This is a genomic window from Paenibacillus dakarensis, from assembly GCF_001373415.1.
In the GTDB taxonomy this organism is placed as follows: Bacteria; Bacillota; Bacilli; order Paenibacillales; family Paenibacillaceae; genus Paenibacillus_AQ; species Paenibacillus_AQ dakarensis.
The window spans coordinates 1-16590 of record NZ_CDSE01000071.1 but is presented as its reverse complement, the minus strand read 5'-3'; the positions used below and the strand labels follow the sequence as shown (position 1 = coordinate 16590).

Here is a 16590-nt window from a genome sequence, read left to right as displayed (position 1 = left end):
AAAACCGCCGCTGAGGACATCTATAAGAACACAGTAGCGGTATCGCTCCCGCCGGGCAAGGGCAATATGGTCTTCTCGAACTCGATGAACATGGTCGTTCCAAAAGGCTCGTCCCACCCGCAGGAAGCTGCTGATTTTGCTGCTTTTATTACCAACGCGGAAAACCAGCTCAGCTTCGCTAAAGAGGCAAACACATTGCCATCGACCAAAGCAACCATCGAGGATCCATTCTTCACAGAATCGGACAACTCGCTTGAGGCGCAGGCTAAGATCGCTTCCGTAGAGGGCCTGAAGCTGGCAGAAGAGTATGCGCTGGGCGTACTTAGCGTGAAGGATATTAACGATGCGATCGCGGCGGAGCTGCAGAAAATCTTCCTGGACGGCGCGGATGTGAAAGCCAGCCTGGATACAGCCGCGAAGCAAGTAAACGATCTGTTAAGCTCACAGAAATAAGACATAAGAGGTGAACCGCGTGGGAAGGAAATGGCTACGGAGTGAAACATTTACGGCCTGGGCGTTTATGTCGCCCGGTCTCGTGCTGCTGGCTGTATTTGTCGTATGGCCGATCTTATTCAGTATCCCGCTTTCCCTGACGGACTACTCGGTTATCGGGGAAACGAGCTTTGTCGGCTTCGACAACTTCAGCCGTGCGTTTAAGGATCCGAAATTTCTGGTCGCGCTGTGGAACTCGCTTATTTATGTGCTGATCGTTCCCGTGCTGCAGATACTGTCGATTTTTATGGCAATTCTCGTCAACAGCAAAATTCCGGGCATCAAGATATTCAGGACTGCCTACTATATTCCGGTCGTCACATCCATGGTCGCGGTGGCGATCATCTGGAACTGGCTGCTAAGCAACAATGGCGTGGTCAATTATATCTTTATGTCGCTTGGCATCATTGACACCAAGGTGGGGTGGCTGTCATCGAGCAGCACAGCGCTGTATGTCCTCATGTTTATTACGACCTGGAAGGGCCTTGGCTATTATATGATGCTGTATCTTGCAGGACTTCAAGCCATTCCGGAGGAATTATACGATGCGGCGAAGATCGACGGTGCGAGCAGGTTTAAGGTGATCATGAGAATTACTGTGCCGCTGCTCAAGCCTTATGTGTTCTTTTGCAGTCTGATCTCACTGATGTCGGCCATCAGGGTGTTCGATGAGATGTTCGTTCTGACTGAGGGCGGGCCGGGGAATTCGACACTGACATCCAGCCTGTATATCTATCAGCAGGGCATAGAGCAGTTCAAGTTCGGATATGCTTCCACGCTCGGGCTCCTGGTCAGTGTTGTTATCGGCATCTTGAGCATTTTCGTGTTCAAGTTTAACCAGAAAGGCGGTGTCAATCCATATTGATGAACCAAGTCAACATCGCCAAGCCGGTAAAAACCTGGATAGGATATATCATCGGTTATCTACTGCTGCTGCTGCTCGGTATCTTTATGATGGGACCGTTTTTGTGGATGCTGAGCGCGTCACTTATGCCCGGCAAAAATATCTTCACCTTTCCACCGGCGATCCTGCCGACTTTTATCGATTTCGATAACTATGTACAGGTCTGGAATTACATGAATTTCCCCCGGTATATCGGCAATACGCTGATCATTACCGTGCTCGGTGTCGTGCTCAACATCGTGCTTGCCTGCATGACGGCATATCCTCTGGCCAAAATGAGATTCCGCGGCCGGGAAGTCGTGTTCGCATTTCTTGTATCCACGATGATTATTCCGTCCTCGACAGCGCTGGTGGTTCATTATTTGACCCTGCGGGCGTTCAATCTGCTCGGTACATATGCGGCTGTTGTGCTTCCGTCAGCCGTTTCGGTGTTCAACATTTTTCTCATGCGCCAGACGTTCATGGGAGTGCCCGATGAGATTCGTGATTCCGGTAAAATCGACGGAGCCTCCGAGTTCCGCATCTGGTGGAAGCTGATGCTTCCGGTCGTTAAGCCCGGCATTGCCGTTATTGCGCTGCTGGAAGTGATGAGCTACTGGAACAGCTTTCTGTGGCCGATCGTCGTGCTCGACGATCCGATGAAATATCCGATCGCTTCCGCCCTGACGTACCTGAAGGGACAGTTTTCCTACAACTTTGGCTGGATCGCCGCAGGCACCATTATTTCGGTCCTCCCGATTATCCTGGTCTTCCTGTTTACCCAGAAATACTACATGGAAGGCATATCGGGAGCAATTAAAGGTTAGAAGTGACAAGGCGGGCTCCCGGGAGCCCGCCTTGTGTTTGATGGGGGATGGTATGATGGGGGAGGCAGCTTAACTTATGAAGGAGGCTCACTTAAATGGAAGCAAACATCGAAGCAGTTCTCCGTATATTGGGAGGGCATCATAAGGAGAGCCACGGCATATCTGAGGCCGACATCCAGGCGAAGGAGGAAAGCTTGGGCGTTCCATTGCCGACCGTGCTGCGGAATTATTACAAGACATTGGGGCGGTCTCCGTATATCACCCAAAGGTGTAATAACCAGTATGAACCGCTGCCGCTTCAGGAAGTGTTCATTCCGGACGATACTTTTTTCACGACAGACAAGGCGTTTCTGGTCTTCTATCAAGTGGAGGAGTCCGTCATTTACTGCGGGATCCGGCTTCAGGATCTGGTGCTTGAAGACCCGACGGTCTATCTATGCGCATGGAGTTCCCCTGACTGGCAGCTGGACAACCGATCGCTGCAGCGTTTTCTCGCTGGCAAGGCACTCGTTCAGCTGGGGGTGGAGGACCGGCTCCCGTATTGGGCTATTTTTGATGAGAGTATGTGGAGCTTGTCCGATTACAGCAGATGCATGAGACTGAATGAACCGGAGCACGTGATAGATGAAGGGTCTGAGCTGAATGCGTGGAAAATTTATGTGAAGGATGATGTGCTCAGCGTGTTCGAACTCAGCATATCTGAAGAGGAGATGGATGAACCTTTGGCCGTATATCTGACGTCATTCCGGCGGGCTGGCCTGGAGAAGCTGTTAAACGAGATGGGAAAGGCAGCAGACTTGCCCCCGTTCCGAACGAATCTGTAAGTACAGGGATTTCGTTATCTATCCGGCAGCATGATCGCCCATCCTTTTATAGCTGTGCTAAACTGGTATTATTACGCAGTTATTGGAGGTATCCATATTGATCATTCAATTGGGCAACTATGAAGTGAATTCCGGGCAGCTGGTTGCTGCCGATCCTTGTTATGAGCTGGACACGAACAATGTCATTATGGGTGTGCTAGAGCCTGCGCTGACGGGAACATGGATCGCTGAAGTGGAGAAGACAGATATCCCGGACTGGGGTGAAGCGAATGCCAAGCTGACAGCTTATCATCAATCTGTTACGGATCGTGGGGCCTTTCTGGAATGGATCAAGTGTCCTTTTGTAGCAGGGGTGGATAGCGGACAAGCTGGTATTTTTGATATCCGTCAATATCGTGTTCCAGACAGAGCCGGTGGTATGGATAACGCAGCCATTGAGGACAGTGAGTGGTATCTCGCCTGCTGTGATATCACCGAAAATGGGGAAGAAGCAGGTGTTCTGCCCGGAGGCGTCGTATCACGCAGCGGTCTGGGTGACGGTGCTTATGGGGTATATAAGGCAGTGAATGAACAGGATCAAGTCGTTGGCGTGAAGATTGTGTTTATCAAGTAAGAATAGGAGAACAGAATGAATAAACTATCTATGGCCGTCATCGGCTTAGGGCATATGGGCCGGCATATGATTCACCGCTTATTGCCGCAGTATGCTGAAAGAATCGAATTAGTCGCAATATGCGACAATGATGAGTCCAGCTTGCAGAGGGAAGTAGCAGCAGCGGGAATCAGTCCCCGGCTGTATACCGATTACCGCCAGCTGATGAACGAGATTGCGATTGACCTGGTGTATATCGCGGTTCCACCGTCGCTGCATTATGATGTGGCGAAGATCGCGTTCGAGAAAGGCATCCACGTCTTCTGCGAGAAGCCGCTGGCGAACAGCTTGACCGAAGCCCGAAGTCTGGTGGAGCTGGCAGAGCAGGCAAGTGTGCTCCATGCCGTTCACTTCTCACTTCCGCTCGACCCGGCTGTTCTGAAGCTCAAGGGGATACTTGAAGAACAGACAATCGGCCAGATCCGGAAGATGGATCTATACCTGGAGTTTCCGCAGTGGCCGAGATCCTGGCAGCAGAATCCATGGATCGCCTCCAGACAGCAGGGCGGCTATCTGCTGGAAGTCGGCATTCACTGGATCCAGATGATTCAGCAATTGTTCGGTCCGATTACGCATGTGAAGAGCGAGGTCGAGTTCCCTGCGGATTCGAATCAATCTGAAAGCCGTGTCCGGGCGGTTCTGCGGTTACATAATGATGTCGAGATTCACCTGTCTGGAACCGACCATAGAGAAGGTGAGGAGCGTGTCTCCCTGGTGGTTCACGGTGAGGAAGGAACCATGGCGCTCGAGAACTGGGGCAGCCTGTACATCAGCAGCAGAGAAAGCGAGCTTCAGCCCTTGCCTGTGGATGATGTCGTTAGCCCGCTGCCGATCCTGAAGCAGATTATTCAGATCCTGAGTGGAGAGTCCGGTATAATCTATAATTTCTACGACGGGTATAATGCACAGGTTGTATTGGAAGCCTTGCGAAAGCCGGGCGAAGGTTTTACGGATTTAAGGCCTCAATTGATGGAGCCCAAGCAGCGGCAGAATTCCGTTCTGGGATAAAACACAAAAAAACACGCCAGCAAATGGCGTGTAAGGCTACCCGGACTTTCTCGGCAGCCTGAGGGGGGAACCCCTCTTTTTTTTGTTTATGTACCTTGGTAGATGTATGGAAACAGAAGCCTGAACAACCATGTACGGTCTTGTCTAGAGCATCTCTCTCAAAATTCTGGCTTGACCATCCAGCTTTCCAACGGCTTCCCCAATGCTTGCAAACTCCGCGACGGCTTGCCCGATTTGAGCTTGGCTGCTTGTGATGGATGCTTGTGAAGAGGTCGTTCCCTCGCTGACTCTAGCGACATGCTCGGCAATTCGCTGAGCAGTATTTTGAATCTCCAGAGTTGCCTCCTGTACACTTTTCGATAACTTCCGGACCTCGGTTGCCACAACGTTAAAGCCAAGTCCGTATTCTCCCGCATGAGCCGCTTCTATGGCTGCATTCAAGGCAAGCAGGTTTGTTTGTGATGCAAAATCTCTGATCATCAGCACAATGCGCCGAACGGCTGCAGTTTGCTCCTCGAGGTCCTGCAGATCATTCAGATTTTTTTCGTTGTCGTTCATTAACCTGGTTATTTCCTCGGCTACCTGATGAGTGCGTAAAATACCTTCCTCCGTGCGCAAGAGCAGATCCTCTGCCATCTTTTTTAATTCGGCTATGACTTGAGTTATGCCTGTCTCTCTTTCCGTAATGTCTGTAGCCACTTTCAGAACGGCGTTCACTTGACCATTCTCATCGTGAATTGGCATATAGGTTGCTTCAAGATGAATAAGGCTGCCTTCCTTTGTTACACGTGTAATCTTCTCTTGGAATTTTTGGCCCTGCTTGAGGAAATCCCAGAACTTAATATATTCCGGGCTTTCACAAAAATCAGGAGTACAAAACTGCCTGTGATGTATTCCTGGCAGCTCTTGAATAGAGTAACCTATCGCCTGGGCAAAATTCTCGTTAGCCCATAACACTTCTCCCTCCAAATTGAACTCGATCATAGCCAGTGATTGTTCTAATGCGGCGAGTACGGATTTTTCATGCAGCACTTGAGTGGGGTCTTTTCTCAACGGGTTAACTTCCTTCCTTTGCCTGAATCAAAGCTTATTTCTTCGTTAAATGCTCAACTTTCTTTTATATTACAACCGGTGGTGAAATTTTACTATAGTTGTGATATTAGCCATTTGGAGAACATTCGACAATTCAGACACAAGGCATGATTTCTTTCATTTCAATTAAAAAAAGGCGACTATTAGTCACCTTCTTCTAGTAATTCTTTGAGCTCCGCCAACTCAAGCAAAATGAGAATAATGAGCAGGATGATAATGACGGATCGATCAGCGCCTGATTTCTTGAGAAGCACAATGACGATGGGAAGATACACACGAAAGAAGGTGGCTTTGTCCGCGATTTCCTTGTCCATGATTTCAGTCCCTTTTTTTAACATCATATGTAGTTAGGGGTAAAAAAGAGATGGATGGATATCGCAGACATCGTGCCCAAACTGCGTAAAGCACAGCCTAATTCAAACAGGGAAATAACGGGAAATGATACACTTTGAATAACTCGCATACATTCACTTGTATTTATCACCCTAATGTTCGTTTTTAGTAATATGTTATTCATTATAATGGATGAAAAATGATAAGTGTATGAATAGAAAGCAAACGGTTATGGCCGAGTGAATGAAGATAAGATTTATAGGGAATAAATGCAGCGAAGGAGCATTTAAAAGGTGGAATAATGTAGCCATATGTCTAAACTTAGTTAATTCATATTTTTTATGTTATATGATAAATTAAATGGGTCTGGATTTTAGAACATATACAACTAGAGGGGGAGCTTTATTGGATTGGCAGGAATTAATATTCAAGTTTGTTGGGGGACTTGGGATATTTCTATTCGGTATTAAATACATGTCGGACGGACTTCAAAAATCAGCCGGTGATAAAATGCGCGGTCTGCTTGAGAAGTATACGTCCAATCCGGTCCTGGGTGTTCTTGCAGGTGTTCTCGTAACCATACTGATACAGTCTTCGTCCGGTACAACCGTTATGGCGATTGGACTTGTTAATGCCGGACTCATGACTTTACGGCAAGCGATTGGCGTGATCATGGGTGCTAATGTCGGGACAACCATGACCGCATTTATTGTAGGGATCAAGATTGAAGAGTACGCTCTTCCTATTATCGCAGTAGGTGCTTTCTTCTTGTTCTTCCTGAACAAGAAACGTTACCAATATATTGGACAGATTATTTTTGGATTTGGTACCTTGTTCCTCGGCTTGTCTACGATGAGCGGCGGATTGAAGCCGCTTCGGGAAATGCCTGTTTTTACAGATTTTATGGTTGATCTGTCTCACCAGCCTTTCCTGGGCTTACTTGTCGGAACGGTATTTACCATGGTCGTACAGAGCTCTAGTGCGACGATTGGGATCCTGCAGACGATTGCTGATGAAGGCATGATTAATCTGAGTGGAGCCTTACCGATTCTGTTCGGTGATAACATTGGTACAACCATTACGGCTGTGCTGGCATCCATTGGTGCAACGGTTGCTGCGAAGCGTACCGCTCTCGTGCACGTGATCTTTAATGTTGTTGGGGCATTAATCTTCACCATCTTGCTTCCGGTCGTCTACAACGTTGTCCTTTGGCTCGGGGAAGGTGTAAATATCCGGATGCAGATTGCTTATGCTCACGGTTTCTTTAATGTAACGAATACCCTGATCTTCCTGCCGCTCATTCCGGTGCTGGCATGGATTGTAACAAAGGCTATTCCGGGCAAAATGCAGGAGATCGAGTTCAAGGCGATTTATCTGGACGAGCGACTTCTTGCAACACCAGCTATGGCTCTTGGTCAGGCTCAGCATGAGATTGTCCGTATGGGGAAATATGCGTATGAATCCTTCCAGGATGCAACAGGGTTCTTCTTCAGTAAGGATACGAAATCAGCAGATCTGTCGCATCAGAAGGAAGAGCTGGTGAATGAGCTTAACCGTAAAATTACAGACTATATCGTGAAAATTCATCAAAAGGGTCTTTCTCCTGCAGAATCGGAAAACGCAACGGGCTGGTTCCAGACGGTAAGTGATCTGGAGCGGATCGGTGACCATGCGGAAAATATCGTTGAACTCGGTGAATACCGGATAACGCACAAGCTGGAGTTGTCGGCTGATGCATCGGATGAACTGAAGGAAATGATTGAAGTAGCGAATAGCGCCGTGGATAAAGCGTTAATTGCACTTGAAAATCATGACGAGGACGCAGCTAAGGAAGTACTTCTGCTTGAATCCAAGCTGGACGAGCTTGAGGCTGAATACCGCATGAATCATATACAGCGTCTGAACCAGAATCAGTGCTCAGTCGGAACGGGTTCGATTTATCTTGACCTGCTGACTAACCTGGAGCGGATCGGCGATCACAGCAAGAATATTGCACAGTTCGTGCTTCATGAGAAATAAGATTTGAACCATACGAAGTGGAACATAGACAGAACCTCGAGGGGCTTTATGCTTCTCGAGGTTTTTTTTGAAATTATTTAAGAGGGTGGATGACGTTAACTATACCTGCAAATCTCCAGCTGTGATACTATATGATAGGATCATGCAACCTTTATATTATTGTCGTAGACATGTGAAACGGAGACGAACGGCTTGAAAACATTTAAGAAAGTATATATAGAAATAACGAGCATCTGCAATCTGGCCTGCCACTTCTGTCCGCCGACAGAGCGTAAGGCCAATTTCATCAAGGTTGATGATTTTGCAAAAAGGCTAGATGAGATCAAACCGCACACCAGTTACATTTACCTGCACGTTAAAGGGGAGCCTCTTCTTCATCCGAAGATCGATGAACTGCTGGATATCAGCCATGAAAAAGGGTTCAAGGTCAACATTACAACGAACGGTACCCTGATTGCGAAGAACCGGCATAAGCTGCTTGGCAAGCCTGCACTGAGACAGATGAACTTCTCGCTGCACAGCTTTGACGGACATGATGGTTCGACCAACCGTGAAGGATATTTGAGGGAGATTCTCTCGTTTGTACGTGAGGCTGAAGAGCACAATGTTATTTTTTCATTCCGGTTATGGAATTTGACACAGGACAACATAACCAATCTGGAGAAGAGCAGGAACCGTCAGACGCTTGAGATCATAGAGAAGGAATTTGGCCTGGATTACAAGATTGAGGAGAAGGTTATACCGGGCAGCGGAATAAGAATCGGCAAGCATGTATATCTGAATCAGGATTATGAATTTCAGTGGCCGAGCCTGACAGCCCCTGAGGATGAGGGCAAAGGCTTCTGTCATGCTCTTCGCTCTCAAGCAGCTGTTCTCGTAGATGGGACGGTCGTTCCATGCTGTCTGGATGGGGAAGGTGTTATCAATCTGGGCAACCTGAACCGGACATCCTTTTCTGAGATCGTAGACGGAGAGCGGGCGAATAACCTTGTTGATGGCTTCTCCCGCAGGGAGGCTGTTGAGGAATTATGCAGAAAATGCGGGTATCGCCAGAGATTTGGGGCGTAGAGGGGGAGCAAACGATGAATAATTATAAGCTGACGATACAATACGATGGCGGTCGCTATAAGGGCTGGCAGCGTCTCGGGGATAGCGAGAATACGGTGCAGGGAAAGATTGAGCATGCTCTATCTGTCCTGACCGGCGGTCCGGTTGAAATCATAGGCTCCAGCCGAACCGATGCGGGAGTTCACGCACTGGCGCAGGTAGCCAATTTTAAGATCAGTGATTCCCTGCCTGAAACGAAGATCATGAATTTCCTAAATCATTATTTGCCTCCGGATATAAGCGTTAAGGAAGTCCAGTTGGTGGATGATCGTTTTCATGCCAGATATAACGCCAAGGATAAAACCTATATCTACAAAATCTGGAATGAGGCGTACAGCCATCCTTTTATGCGAAAGTACAGCATGCATGTCGCGAAGAAGCTGGATATCGAATCGATGAGACAAGCAGCGCAGCATTTTATCGGCGAACATGATTTCACGGCGTATTCCAATGCAAAGTCGAAGAAGAAGGACTCCGTACGTACGATCTACTCGCTTGATATAGAAGAAACGGCCGACGGCTTCATACAGCTTCGGGTGAGCGGGAACGGGTTCTTGTATAATATGGTTCGCAAAATAGTCGGCACATTGATCGATGTCGGTTTAGGCGACATAAGACCGGAGGACATTCCTGCTATTATTAACTCCAAGGAACGTTCGCAAACGGGCGGCATGGCAGATGCAAGTGGACTTTATCTGGAGAAGATACATTTTTAGAAAATATGGATTTACAGCTAAATGAGGAGTGAACACTAAAGTTCATTCCTCTTTTTTATTAATTGAGTCGAATGAAATTAAATTTAATCCCCAGATAAAGAAAGATACCTGTCAGAAGGAATAATCCGGCACTTACTAATCCACCTATGATCACGGTTTTATCTAATGAGGAGAAAGTTTTTTTCATTAAGTCACTCCCTTTAAATTTGATAATGATTGTTTGATTAGACAAGGGTATGAACCGTTTAACTAGATGGAGTAAGACTTGCTTGACACTCAGCTATGTTTGAGGAATACCGCTTAAAAAGGAGGATGTACCATGGCACTTGGACTATTATGGATCATATTTATAGTGATAGCGGTTATAAGCTTGTTTAGTATTGCTGCACTGTTTATGGTGAAAGATCCAAGGGGAAACAGGATCGTGTTTGGGTTTACTGCCATACTCGGATTGATTATCAGCTATATGGCATTTACTGCACTTCCAACGAACATGACGGTACCCCGAGTCTTTTCTGCATCGATGGGTGTGCTTACATTGGTCAGTGTTATACTGAGATTCATGAACAAGACACTCTCGGCCAAAATACTGGTCTCTGCATCCGTGATTCTAGGGCTGACACAGTTGTTTTTCTTCTAAAATAAAGAAGCGGAGAAAAAAACCGCTTCTTTTTTAGTACCAATCTGTGGTATCTTTGATACTCATGCGTAAAGAAACGGCTTGTGGAGACTCGATTCGAGATGCCCGAAGTTACGTGGTTAGAATAAATGTGTTCATAATTAAGGAGACTTCATGAAATTTAACGAATTAAATATATCAACGGTTATATTAAAGGCTTTAGAAAAAGAGAACTATACAACACCAACCCCCATTCAGGCGCAGGCCATTCCTGCTATTTTGGCAGGCAGAGATTTTCTCGGATGTGCACAGACAGGAACTGGAAAGACAGCTGCTTTTGCGATCCCGATGATCCAGCGCCTAAACGAACACCCGCCTAAGCCGGGAATGGGACGCCGCATCCGCTCATTAATATTGTCCCCGACCAGAGAGCTTGCTCTCCAAATTTACGATAACGTTAAGGCATACAGTCAATTTACGAAACTGCGCGCTGCCGCGATTCTGGGAGGTGTTTCTCAGAAAACTCAGGAACGCTCACTTCAGCAAGGTGCTGACATCATCATTGCAACGCCAGGCAGGCTGCTCGATTTGATGAATCAGAAACGGATTGATCTGCAGTATGTTGAGATTCTCGTCCTGGATGAGGCTGACCGTATGCTGGACATGGGATTTATTCATGATGTAAAACGTATAATTGCGAAAATGCCAAGCAAGAAACAAACGCTCTTCTTCTCAGCCACAATGCCTGCGGAGATTAACCAATTAGTGAAAACACTCCTGGTCGATCCGGTGAAGGTAGAGATTACCCCGGTTTCTTCAACAGCGGAGCGGATTAAACAGGAAGTATATTTGCTGGAGACGGGTCACAAGCAGAAACAGTTGAATGAACTGCTGAAGGATGAATCGATCGTTTCGGCTCTAGTATTTACGCGTACAAAGAGGGGAGCGGACAGGGTAGTACGTGATTTAACCAAAGTGAATATTTCTGCTCAGGCTATTCACGGAGATAAATCACAGATCAGCCGGCAGAGTGCATTGAGGAATTTCAAGAACGGAGGGACCCGTGTACTTGTCGCCACCGATATTGCTGCCAGAGGGATTGATATTGACGAGCTGTCACATGTCATTAACTTTAATCTGCCTAATATTCCTGAGACGTATGTTCACCGTATTGGTCGTACAGGCCGTGCGGGCTTAAGCGGAACTGCGATTTCTTTCTGTGAAGTTGATGAGCTTCCATTCCTGAAGGATATTGAGAAGTTAATCGGCAAGACGATTCCTGAGGTTAAAGATCATGCCTATCCAATGCCGAGTTCATTGAGGTTCTCAAAAGGAAAAGGATCGTTGAAGAAATCACCAGCTAAGCCTGGAAGATCGAAGTCAGATTCGGCTCGCAGACCGAAAACGGAATCCGTTCGCAAGACGAAGACGGATGCAGGACGTTCCTATAAGCCTAAATCCAATAGCGGCAGCAAGAGAGGTAAGGCGAGTGGAGCGGCTAGAGGAGGAAGCAGAGGAGCATAGTGCTGGCCTGGAGCTAATTCCATACCGTGACTCATCAATCAAAAAGAGCTCGTGTTTATAATTCACTGTTTACAAAAGCTGAGGATGCCATTAGACTATGGGTGCCAAAATATACCTGTCTATTGGAGGCGAAATGTGTTGGAGAAGCAGAACAGGGATGTTGTATCTCCCCATGAATTGGATCAGAATATGAAGATTAACAGCGTTGTAACGGATGGGCTCACATGGTATTCCCCGCTGGAGGAACCTTTCCGCATATCCGGGTTAGCCTGGATGAAAGAGGACCGCGTATATCGCAGACTGCCGGTTGCACCCGATTATCCTATACCGGCTCCTGTCGATCGCTTGGCTGATTGCACATCGGGAGGACAGATCCATTTTCGAACCAATTCCAGCAGTATAACGGTAAGGGTTTCACTCGCTGCCGGTTCAAGCATGTATCATATGCCGGCTACCGGTGAATGCGGGATGGATGTGTATTATGGAGGTCCCGGCAGCTGGTTGTTTGCAGGGACGGCAAGTTTCCAGCCTGGGATAGAGGAGTATGAAAGCCGGTTATTTCAATGTAATAATAATGAGATGCGTTCCTTTATTCTGAATATGCCGCTTTATCGAGGCGTGAAGGAAATATGGATTGGCGTAGAGCCGGATGCAGAGGTCTTGCCGCCGGATGCTTATGATTCGGACAAAAGAATTATTGTTTATGGCACGTCGATCACACAAGGCGGATGTGCTGCACGTCCAGGTATGTCGTATACGAACATTTTGAGCCGAAGAATCCATCAGGAGTTCATTAATCTCGGTTTCTCCGGAAATGGAAAAGGTGAACCTGAACTGGCGCATCTGATCACACAGATCGATAATCCGGAATGCTTCATCATTGATTATGAAGCGAACAGCGGCGGAACCGAGCCGTATCGTAAATCACTGCCGGTATTTATAGAAATCCTTCGCGAAGCTTATCCGAATGTTCCAATCATTCTCGTCTCCAGATTTCCGTATGCGGCGGAAGCCTTTAAACCGGAGCTTCTGCAAGAGAGGCTGGAGCGGAGAGACTTCCAGATCGAATTGGTTGAGAAGCTGAAGGAAGCGGGGGATCAAAGGCTTACCTTCGTGGATGGGGCCAGCTTGATTAGCAGCCGGACCGATGAAGCGACTGTAGATGGCGTTCACCCGACGGATTTCGGATTCATGCAGATGGCCGATAACCTGGAGCCTGTGTTGCGGCGGGTTCTAGAGGGTAAATAGCTGCAGTATAAATTAAAGACTCAAGCCCGGACAATGGCTTGAGTCTTTTTTTTTATAGTAAACAAGGATTCTCAACTTAAACGATAGCTGGCAAACGGTTTTCCATGCACAAATGACTCGCTAACCTCGTCCAGCTTCCGATTCAGCTCTTCATCGATCTGAATATCCAGGCTCTTTAGGTTATCCTCGAGCTGCCCGGTGCGCGTTGCTCCAACAATAACGGTGGACACGGCAGGACGCTGCATTAGCCAGGATAACGAGAGCGCGTTTGGCGTATATCCGTATTCGTCTGCAAACTGACTTACACGTTGTCCAAGCTCAATATTCTTATCTACCAGGAATCGTTTGAAATTCGGGTCGGTTTCCGCTCTGGAGCCGGAAGGCGCTGAATGGTTACTGCTGCTGTTATATTTTCCGGTCAGGATTCCGCCCGCCAGCGGGAAATACGGGATAATGCCCACACCTTGATCCAGACACATAGGGACGAGCTCAAGCTCTGGTGTCCGGTCCGCCAACGAGTAGCTTGTCTGAGTGGAAGTGTAGCGTATGTAGCCTTTGAGGTCGCTGATTCCAAGCGCCTTCATAATTTCCCATGCAGCGTAGTTCGAAGCACCTATATACCGGACTTTTCCGGAAGCCACCATATCATCAAGCGTACGCAGCGTTTCATCCAGCGGCGTATTCGGATCGAACGTGTGAATCTGATACAGATCGACGTAATCCGTCTTCAGACGGCGGAGGCTGTTATCAAGCTCCTGCATGAGATAATAACGTGAAGAGCCGCGTTCATTCGCCCCATTTCCTGTAGGAAGACCCGCTTTCGTTGCCAGCACGGCTTCATGGCGTCTTCCTTTCAGTGCCTCCCCGATGATCCGTTCGGATTCCGTGTTGGCATAAATATTAGCGGTATCAATGAAATTAATGCCGTGGTCAAGCGCATAATGAAGAATCCGAGAGGAAGCATCCTGATCGGCTCTTTTGCCAAACGCATTCGTTCCGAGTCCAAGTGAAGATACCTGAAGCCCGCTGTATCCCAGACGACGATATTGCATATATGTCAGCTCCTTTTCCTGGATAATACTGCTTCTCATTTTAATCGGATGTATCGGAAAAGCCAAGCGGGTGCGGGCTGCGGTGAGTTGATTAACAACGAAATAAGCTGTGAAGCAACGCATTTGAACCAGATGTAGTTCCTGTTGAAGGGTTTGCTAATGCTCATCGAACTACAATATGTAGGGTGGGTAAACAAGATATAAATGATGGTGCGAATGTATAGCGCACATGAATATCCAGGGGGATTCGCACCAAAAAATAACCATTAATTTTCCTTTTTTTATACTGGAAGGGCAATTAATTAACTATAAGCAGAAATATACGGCCCTTTTTGTAACAAATCACCATTTTTCTGTTATATTATTTGAGAAATCGGAGTCGCACCCCATGCGGGTGCGTGGATTGAAATCGTTGATCCGGTAGGAAATTCATATGTCGGATTCGAGGTCGCACCCCATGCGGGTGCGTGGATTGAAATTATATAAGGATACATAGGAAAGTATGTGAAAAAAGTCGCACCCCATGCGGGTGCGTGGATTGAAATAATATGGATGTTGCTTGCATTCTCGATTGCAATAGTCGCACCCCATGCGGGTGCGTGGATTGAAATCGCAAAGTCACGAGCGGCGTATTCTCGTATATCATGTCGCACCCCATGCGGGTGCGTGGATTGAAATTATGAATAATTCACGCCAGTTTAGTTTGTTATAGGTCGCACCCCATGCGGGTGCGTGGATTGAAATTGTACTCAGCAGCACACAATTCCAAACCTCATACTTGTCGCACCCCATGCGGGTGCGTGGATTGAAATCGTGAAAACTTCGAAAGTATGTCATCTGGTCTGAGTCGCACCCCATGCGGGTGCGTGGATTGAAATTGGACCACTACGGATATACAATCCAGATGGCTGTGTCGCACCCCATGCGGGTGCGTGGATTGAAATTAACAGGGGGTACGCAATACAGACCAACGTGAGCGTCGCACCCCATGCGGGTGCGTGGATTGAAATCGCTACCTCACACGCGATGACATTGCGGACTTAGTCGCACCCCATGCGGGTGCGTGGATTGAAATGATGTGCGGAAGTTACTCCGAAACTAACGTGCTGCGTCGCACCCCATGCGGGTGCGTGGATTGAAATCTCTTGCATTCTACGTAGCAAGCCGTGTCAAAGGGTCGCACCCCATGCGGGTGCGTGGATTGAAATCATTCATTGACCGTTGGCGAAATTATCATATCTAGTCGCACCCCATGCGGGTGCGTGGATTGAAATGGTTCTTTCTGGTTGATTCTTGCGTTTGCTGTAGCGGTCGCACCCCATGCGGGTGCGTGGATTGAAATCGGTATATCGTAAATTATTACCTCGACGTCTTGCGTCGCACCCCATGCGGGTGCGTGGATTGAAATTAACAAGTAGGGAGGGTGTGAGCCTGATGGGTAAGTCGCACCCCATGCGGGGGCGTGGATTGAAATTGAGTTGCCATATGTAGATAAAGATACTCCTGACGTCGCACCCCATGCGGGTGCGTGGGTTGAAATTCACGAACGAGGACCCATGCGGTCTCAGCCCTACCCTCGTCGCACCCCATGCGGGTGCGTGGATTGAAATTGTAAATTCTAAAATATGATGATCTTCCCATATCAGTCGCACCCCATGCGGGTGCGTGGATTGAAATTATCGGCCGCGCTAGCGATTTTAGGACATCAGGCGTCGCACCCCATGCGGGTGCGTGGATTGAAATTTAATCGGCACGTCCGATCCTCCTCAATATAGTACGTCGCACCCCATGCGGGTGCGTGGATTGAAATGTCTTCGTCTTTTGTCGTGCCTTCGCGTTTACTAGTCGCACCCTTCGTGGGTGCGTGGATTGAAATAACGGAGGGAGGATCGGCACAAACGGAAATGGAACGTCGCACCCCATGCGGGTGCGTGGATTGAAATCAAAATGCTGTGATCTTTTTTTATTTGGCAAACGGTCGCACCCCATGCGGGTGCGTGGATTGAAATGACAATAAGGCGATGTTATTCGGTAGGTTGTCGGAGTCGCACCCCATGCGGGTGCGTGGATTGAAATATATCCTTGATGTTTTGGAGTGCTAGTTTTCCGTAGTCGCACCCTTCGTGGGTGTGTGGATTGAAATCCTTATGTATGGATCGTAGGAGCTGGTTGTTACGTCGCACCCTTCGTGGGT

15 protein-coding genes and 1 CRISPR repeat array are annotated in these 16590 nt (G+C 47.8%); of the genes, 12 read left to right on the top strand and 3 right to left on the bottom strand.

Going from position 1 to position 16590, the window contains the following annotated elements:
* From BN1234_RS16540 to BN1234_RS16515, 6 genes are all read left to right on the top strand, one after another.
* On the top strand, positions 1–453 hold a 453-nt coding region (locus BN1234_RS16540; protein ID WP_156337246.1), incomplete at its 5' end, for an extracellular solute-binding protein.
* A gap of 19 nt (positions 454–472) precedes the next feature.
* The gene (locus BN1234_RS16535) at positions 473–1357 is read left to right on the top strand and encodes a carbohydrate ABC transporter permease (RefSeq protein WP_245640200.1); all 885 of its coding nucleotides are present in this window, start codon (positions 473–475) and stop codon (positions 1355–1357) included.
* A complete protein-coding gene (locus tag BN1234_RS16530) occupies positions 1357–2202 on the top strand; it encodes a carbohydrate ABC transporter permease (protein WP_054957768.1) in 846 nt (281 codons plus the stop codon). The genes BN1234_RS16535 and BN1234_RS16530 overlap by 1 nt, the downstream gene beginning before the upstream one ends.
* A gap of 95 nt (positions 2203–2297) precedes the next feature.
* Positions 2298–3026 carry an SMI1/KNR4 family protein gene (locus tag BN1234_RS16525; RefSeq protein WP_054957765.1) on the top strand — a complete coding sequence of 243 codons (729 nt, stop codon included), beginning with the start codon at positions 2298–2300 and terminating at the stop codon, positions 3024–3026.
* Positions 3027–3123: 97 nt separating this feature from the next.
* The gene (locus tag BN1234_RS16520; protein WP_054957764.1) at positions 3124–3639 is read left to right on the top strand and encodes a DUF4241 domain-containing protein; all 516 of its coding nucleotides are present in this window, start codon (positions 3124–3126) and stop codon (positions 3637–3639) included.
* A gap of 15 nt (positions 3640–3654) precedes the next feature.
* A complete protein-coding gene (locus tag BN1234_RS16515) occupies positions 3655–4686 on the top strand; it encodes a Gfo/Idh/MocA family protein (RefSeq protein WP_054957763.1) in 1032 nt (343 codons plus the stop codon).
* A gap of 144 nt (positions 4687–4830) precedes the next feature.
* Here the strand turns inward: BN1234_RS16515 and BN1234_RS16510 are convergent, their stop codons facing one another.
* The gene (locus tag BN1234_RS16510) at positions 4831–5739 is read right to left on the bottom strand and encodes a methyl-accepting chemotaxis protein (protein ID WP_054957762.1); all 909 of its coding nucleotides are present in this window, start codon (positions 5737–5739) and stop codon (positions 4831–4833) included.
* 182 nt (positions 5740–5921) lie between these two features.
* On the bottom strand, positions 5922–6092 hold the full coding sequence (locus BN1234_RS22300) for a hypothetical protein (RefSeq protein WP_170308068.1): 171 nt from the start codon (positions 6090–6092) through the stop codon (positions 5922–5924).
* A 424-nt stretch (positions 6093–6516) separates the two neighbouring features.
* On the opposite strand from BN1234_RS22300, the gene BN1234_RS16505 reads away from it, so the two are divergent.
* From BN1234_RS16505 to BN1234_RS16480, 6 genes are all read left to right on the top strand, one after another.
* Positions 6517–8130, top strand: a complete 1614-nt coding sequence (locus BN1234_RS16505; RefSeq protein WP_054957761.1) for a Na/Pi cotransporter family protein — start codon at positions 6517–6519, stop codon at positions 8128–8130.
* A gap of 192 nt (positions 8131–8322) precedes the next feature.
* Positions 8323–9198 (top strand): radical SAM/SPASM domain-containing protein, encoded by an 876-nt coding sequence (locus BN1234_RS16500; RefSeq protein ID WP_054957760.1) that lies wholly within the window; start codon positions 8323–8325, stop codon positions 9196–9198.
* Between the two features lie 14 nt (positions 9199–9212).
* Positions 9213–9953, top strand: a complete 741-nt coding sequence (gene truA, locus BN1234_RS16495; RefSeq protein WP_054957759.1) for a tRNA pseudouridine(38-40) synthase TruA — start codon at positions 9213–9215, stop codon at positions 9951–9953.
* Between the two features lie 319 nt (positions 9954–10272).
* A complete protein-coding gene (locus BN1234_RS16490) occupies positions 10273–10593 on the top strand; it encodes a hypothetical protein (RefSeq protein WP_054957758.1) in 321 nt (106 codons plus the stop codon).
* Between the two features lie 153 nt (positions 10594–10746).
* A complete protein-coding gene (locus tag BN1234_RS16485; RefSeq protein WP_054957757.1) occupies positions 10747–12096 on the top strand; it encodes a DEAD/DEAH box helicase in 1350 nt (449 codons plus the stop codon).
* Between the two features lie 138 nt (positions 12097–12234).
* Positions 12235–13344, top strand: coding sequence for an SGNH/GDSL hydrolase family protein (locus tag BN1234_RS16480; protein ID WP_245640199.1), 1110 nt, complete (start codon positions 12235–12237; stop codon positions 13342–13344).
* Between the two features lie 71 nt (positions 13345–13415).
* Here BN1234_RS16480 and BN1234_RS16475 read toward each other — a convergent pair whose 3' ends face one another.
* On the bottom strand, positions 13416–14396 hold the full coding sequence (locus tag BN1234_RS16475) for an aldo/keto reductase (RefSeq protein ID WP_054957766.1): 981 nt from the start codon (positions 14394–14396) through the stop codon (positions 13416–13418).
* 378 nt (positions 14397–14774) lie between these two features.
* Positions 14775–16539: direct repeats of the CRISPR family, unit length 32 nt; unit sequence GTCGCACCCCATGCGGGTGCGTGGATTGAAAT.
* Positions 16540–16590: the final 51 nt, after the last annotated feature.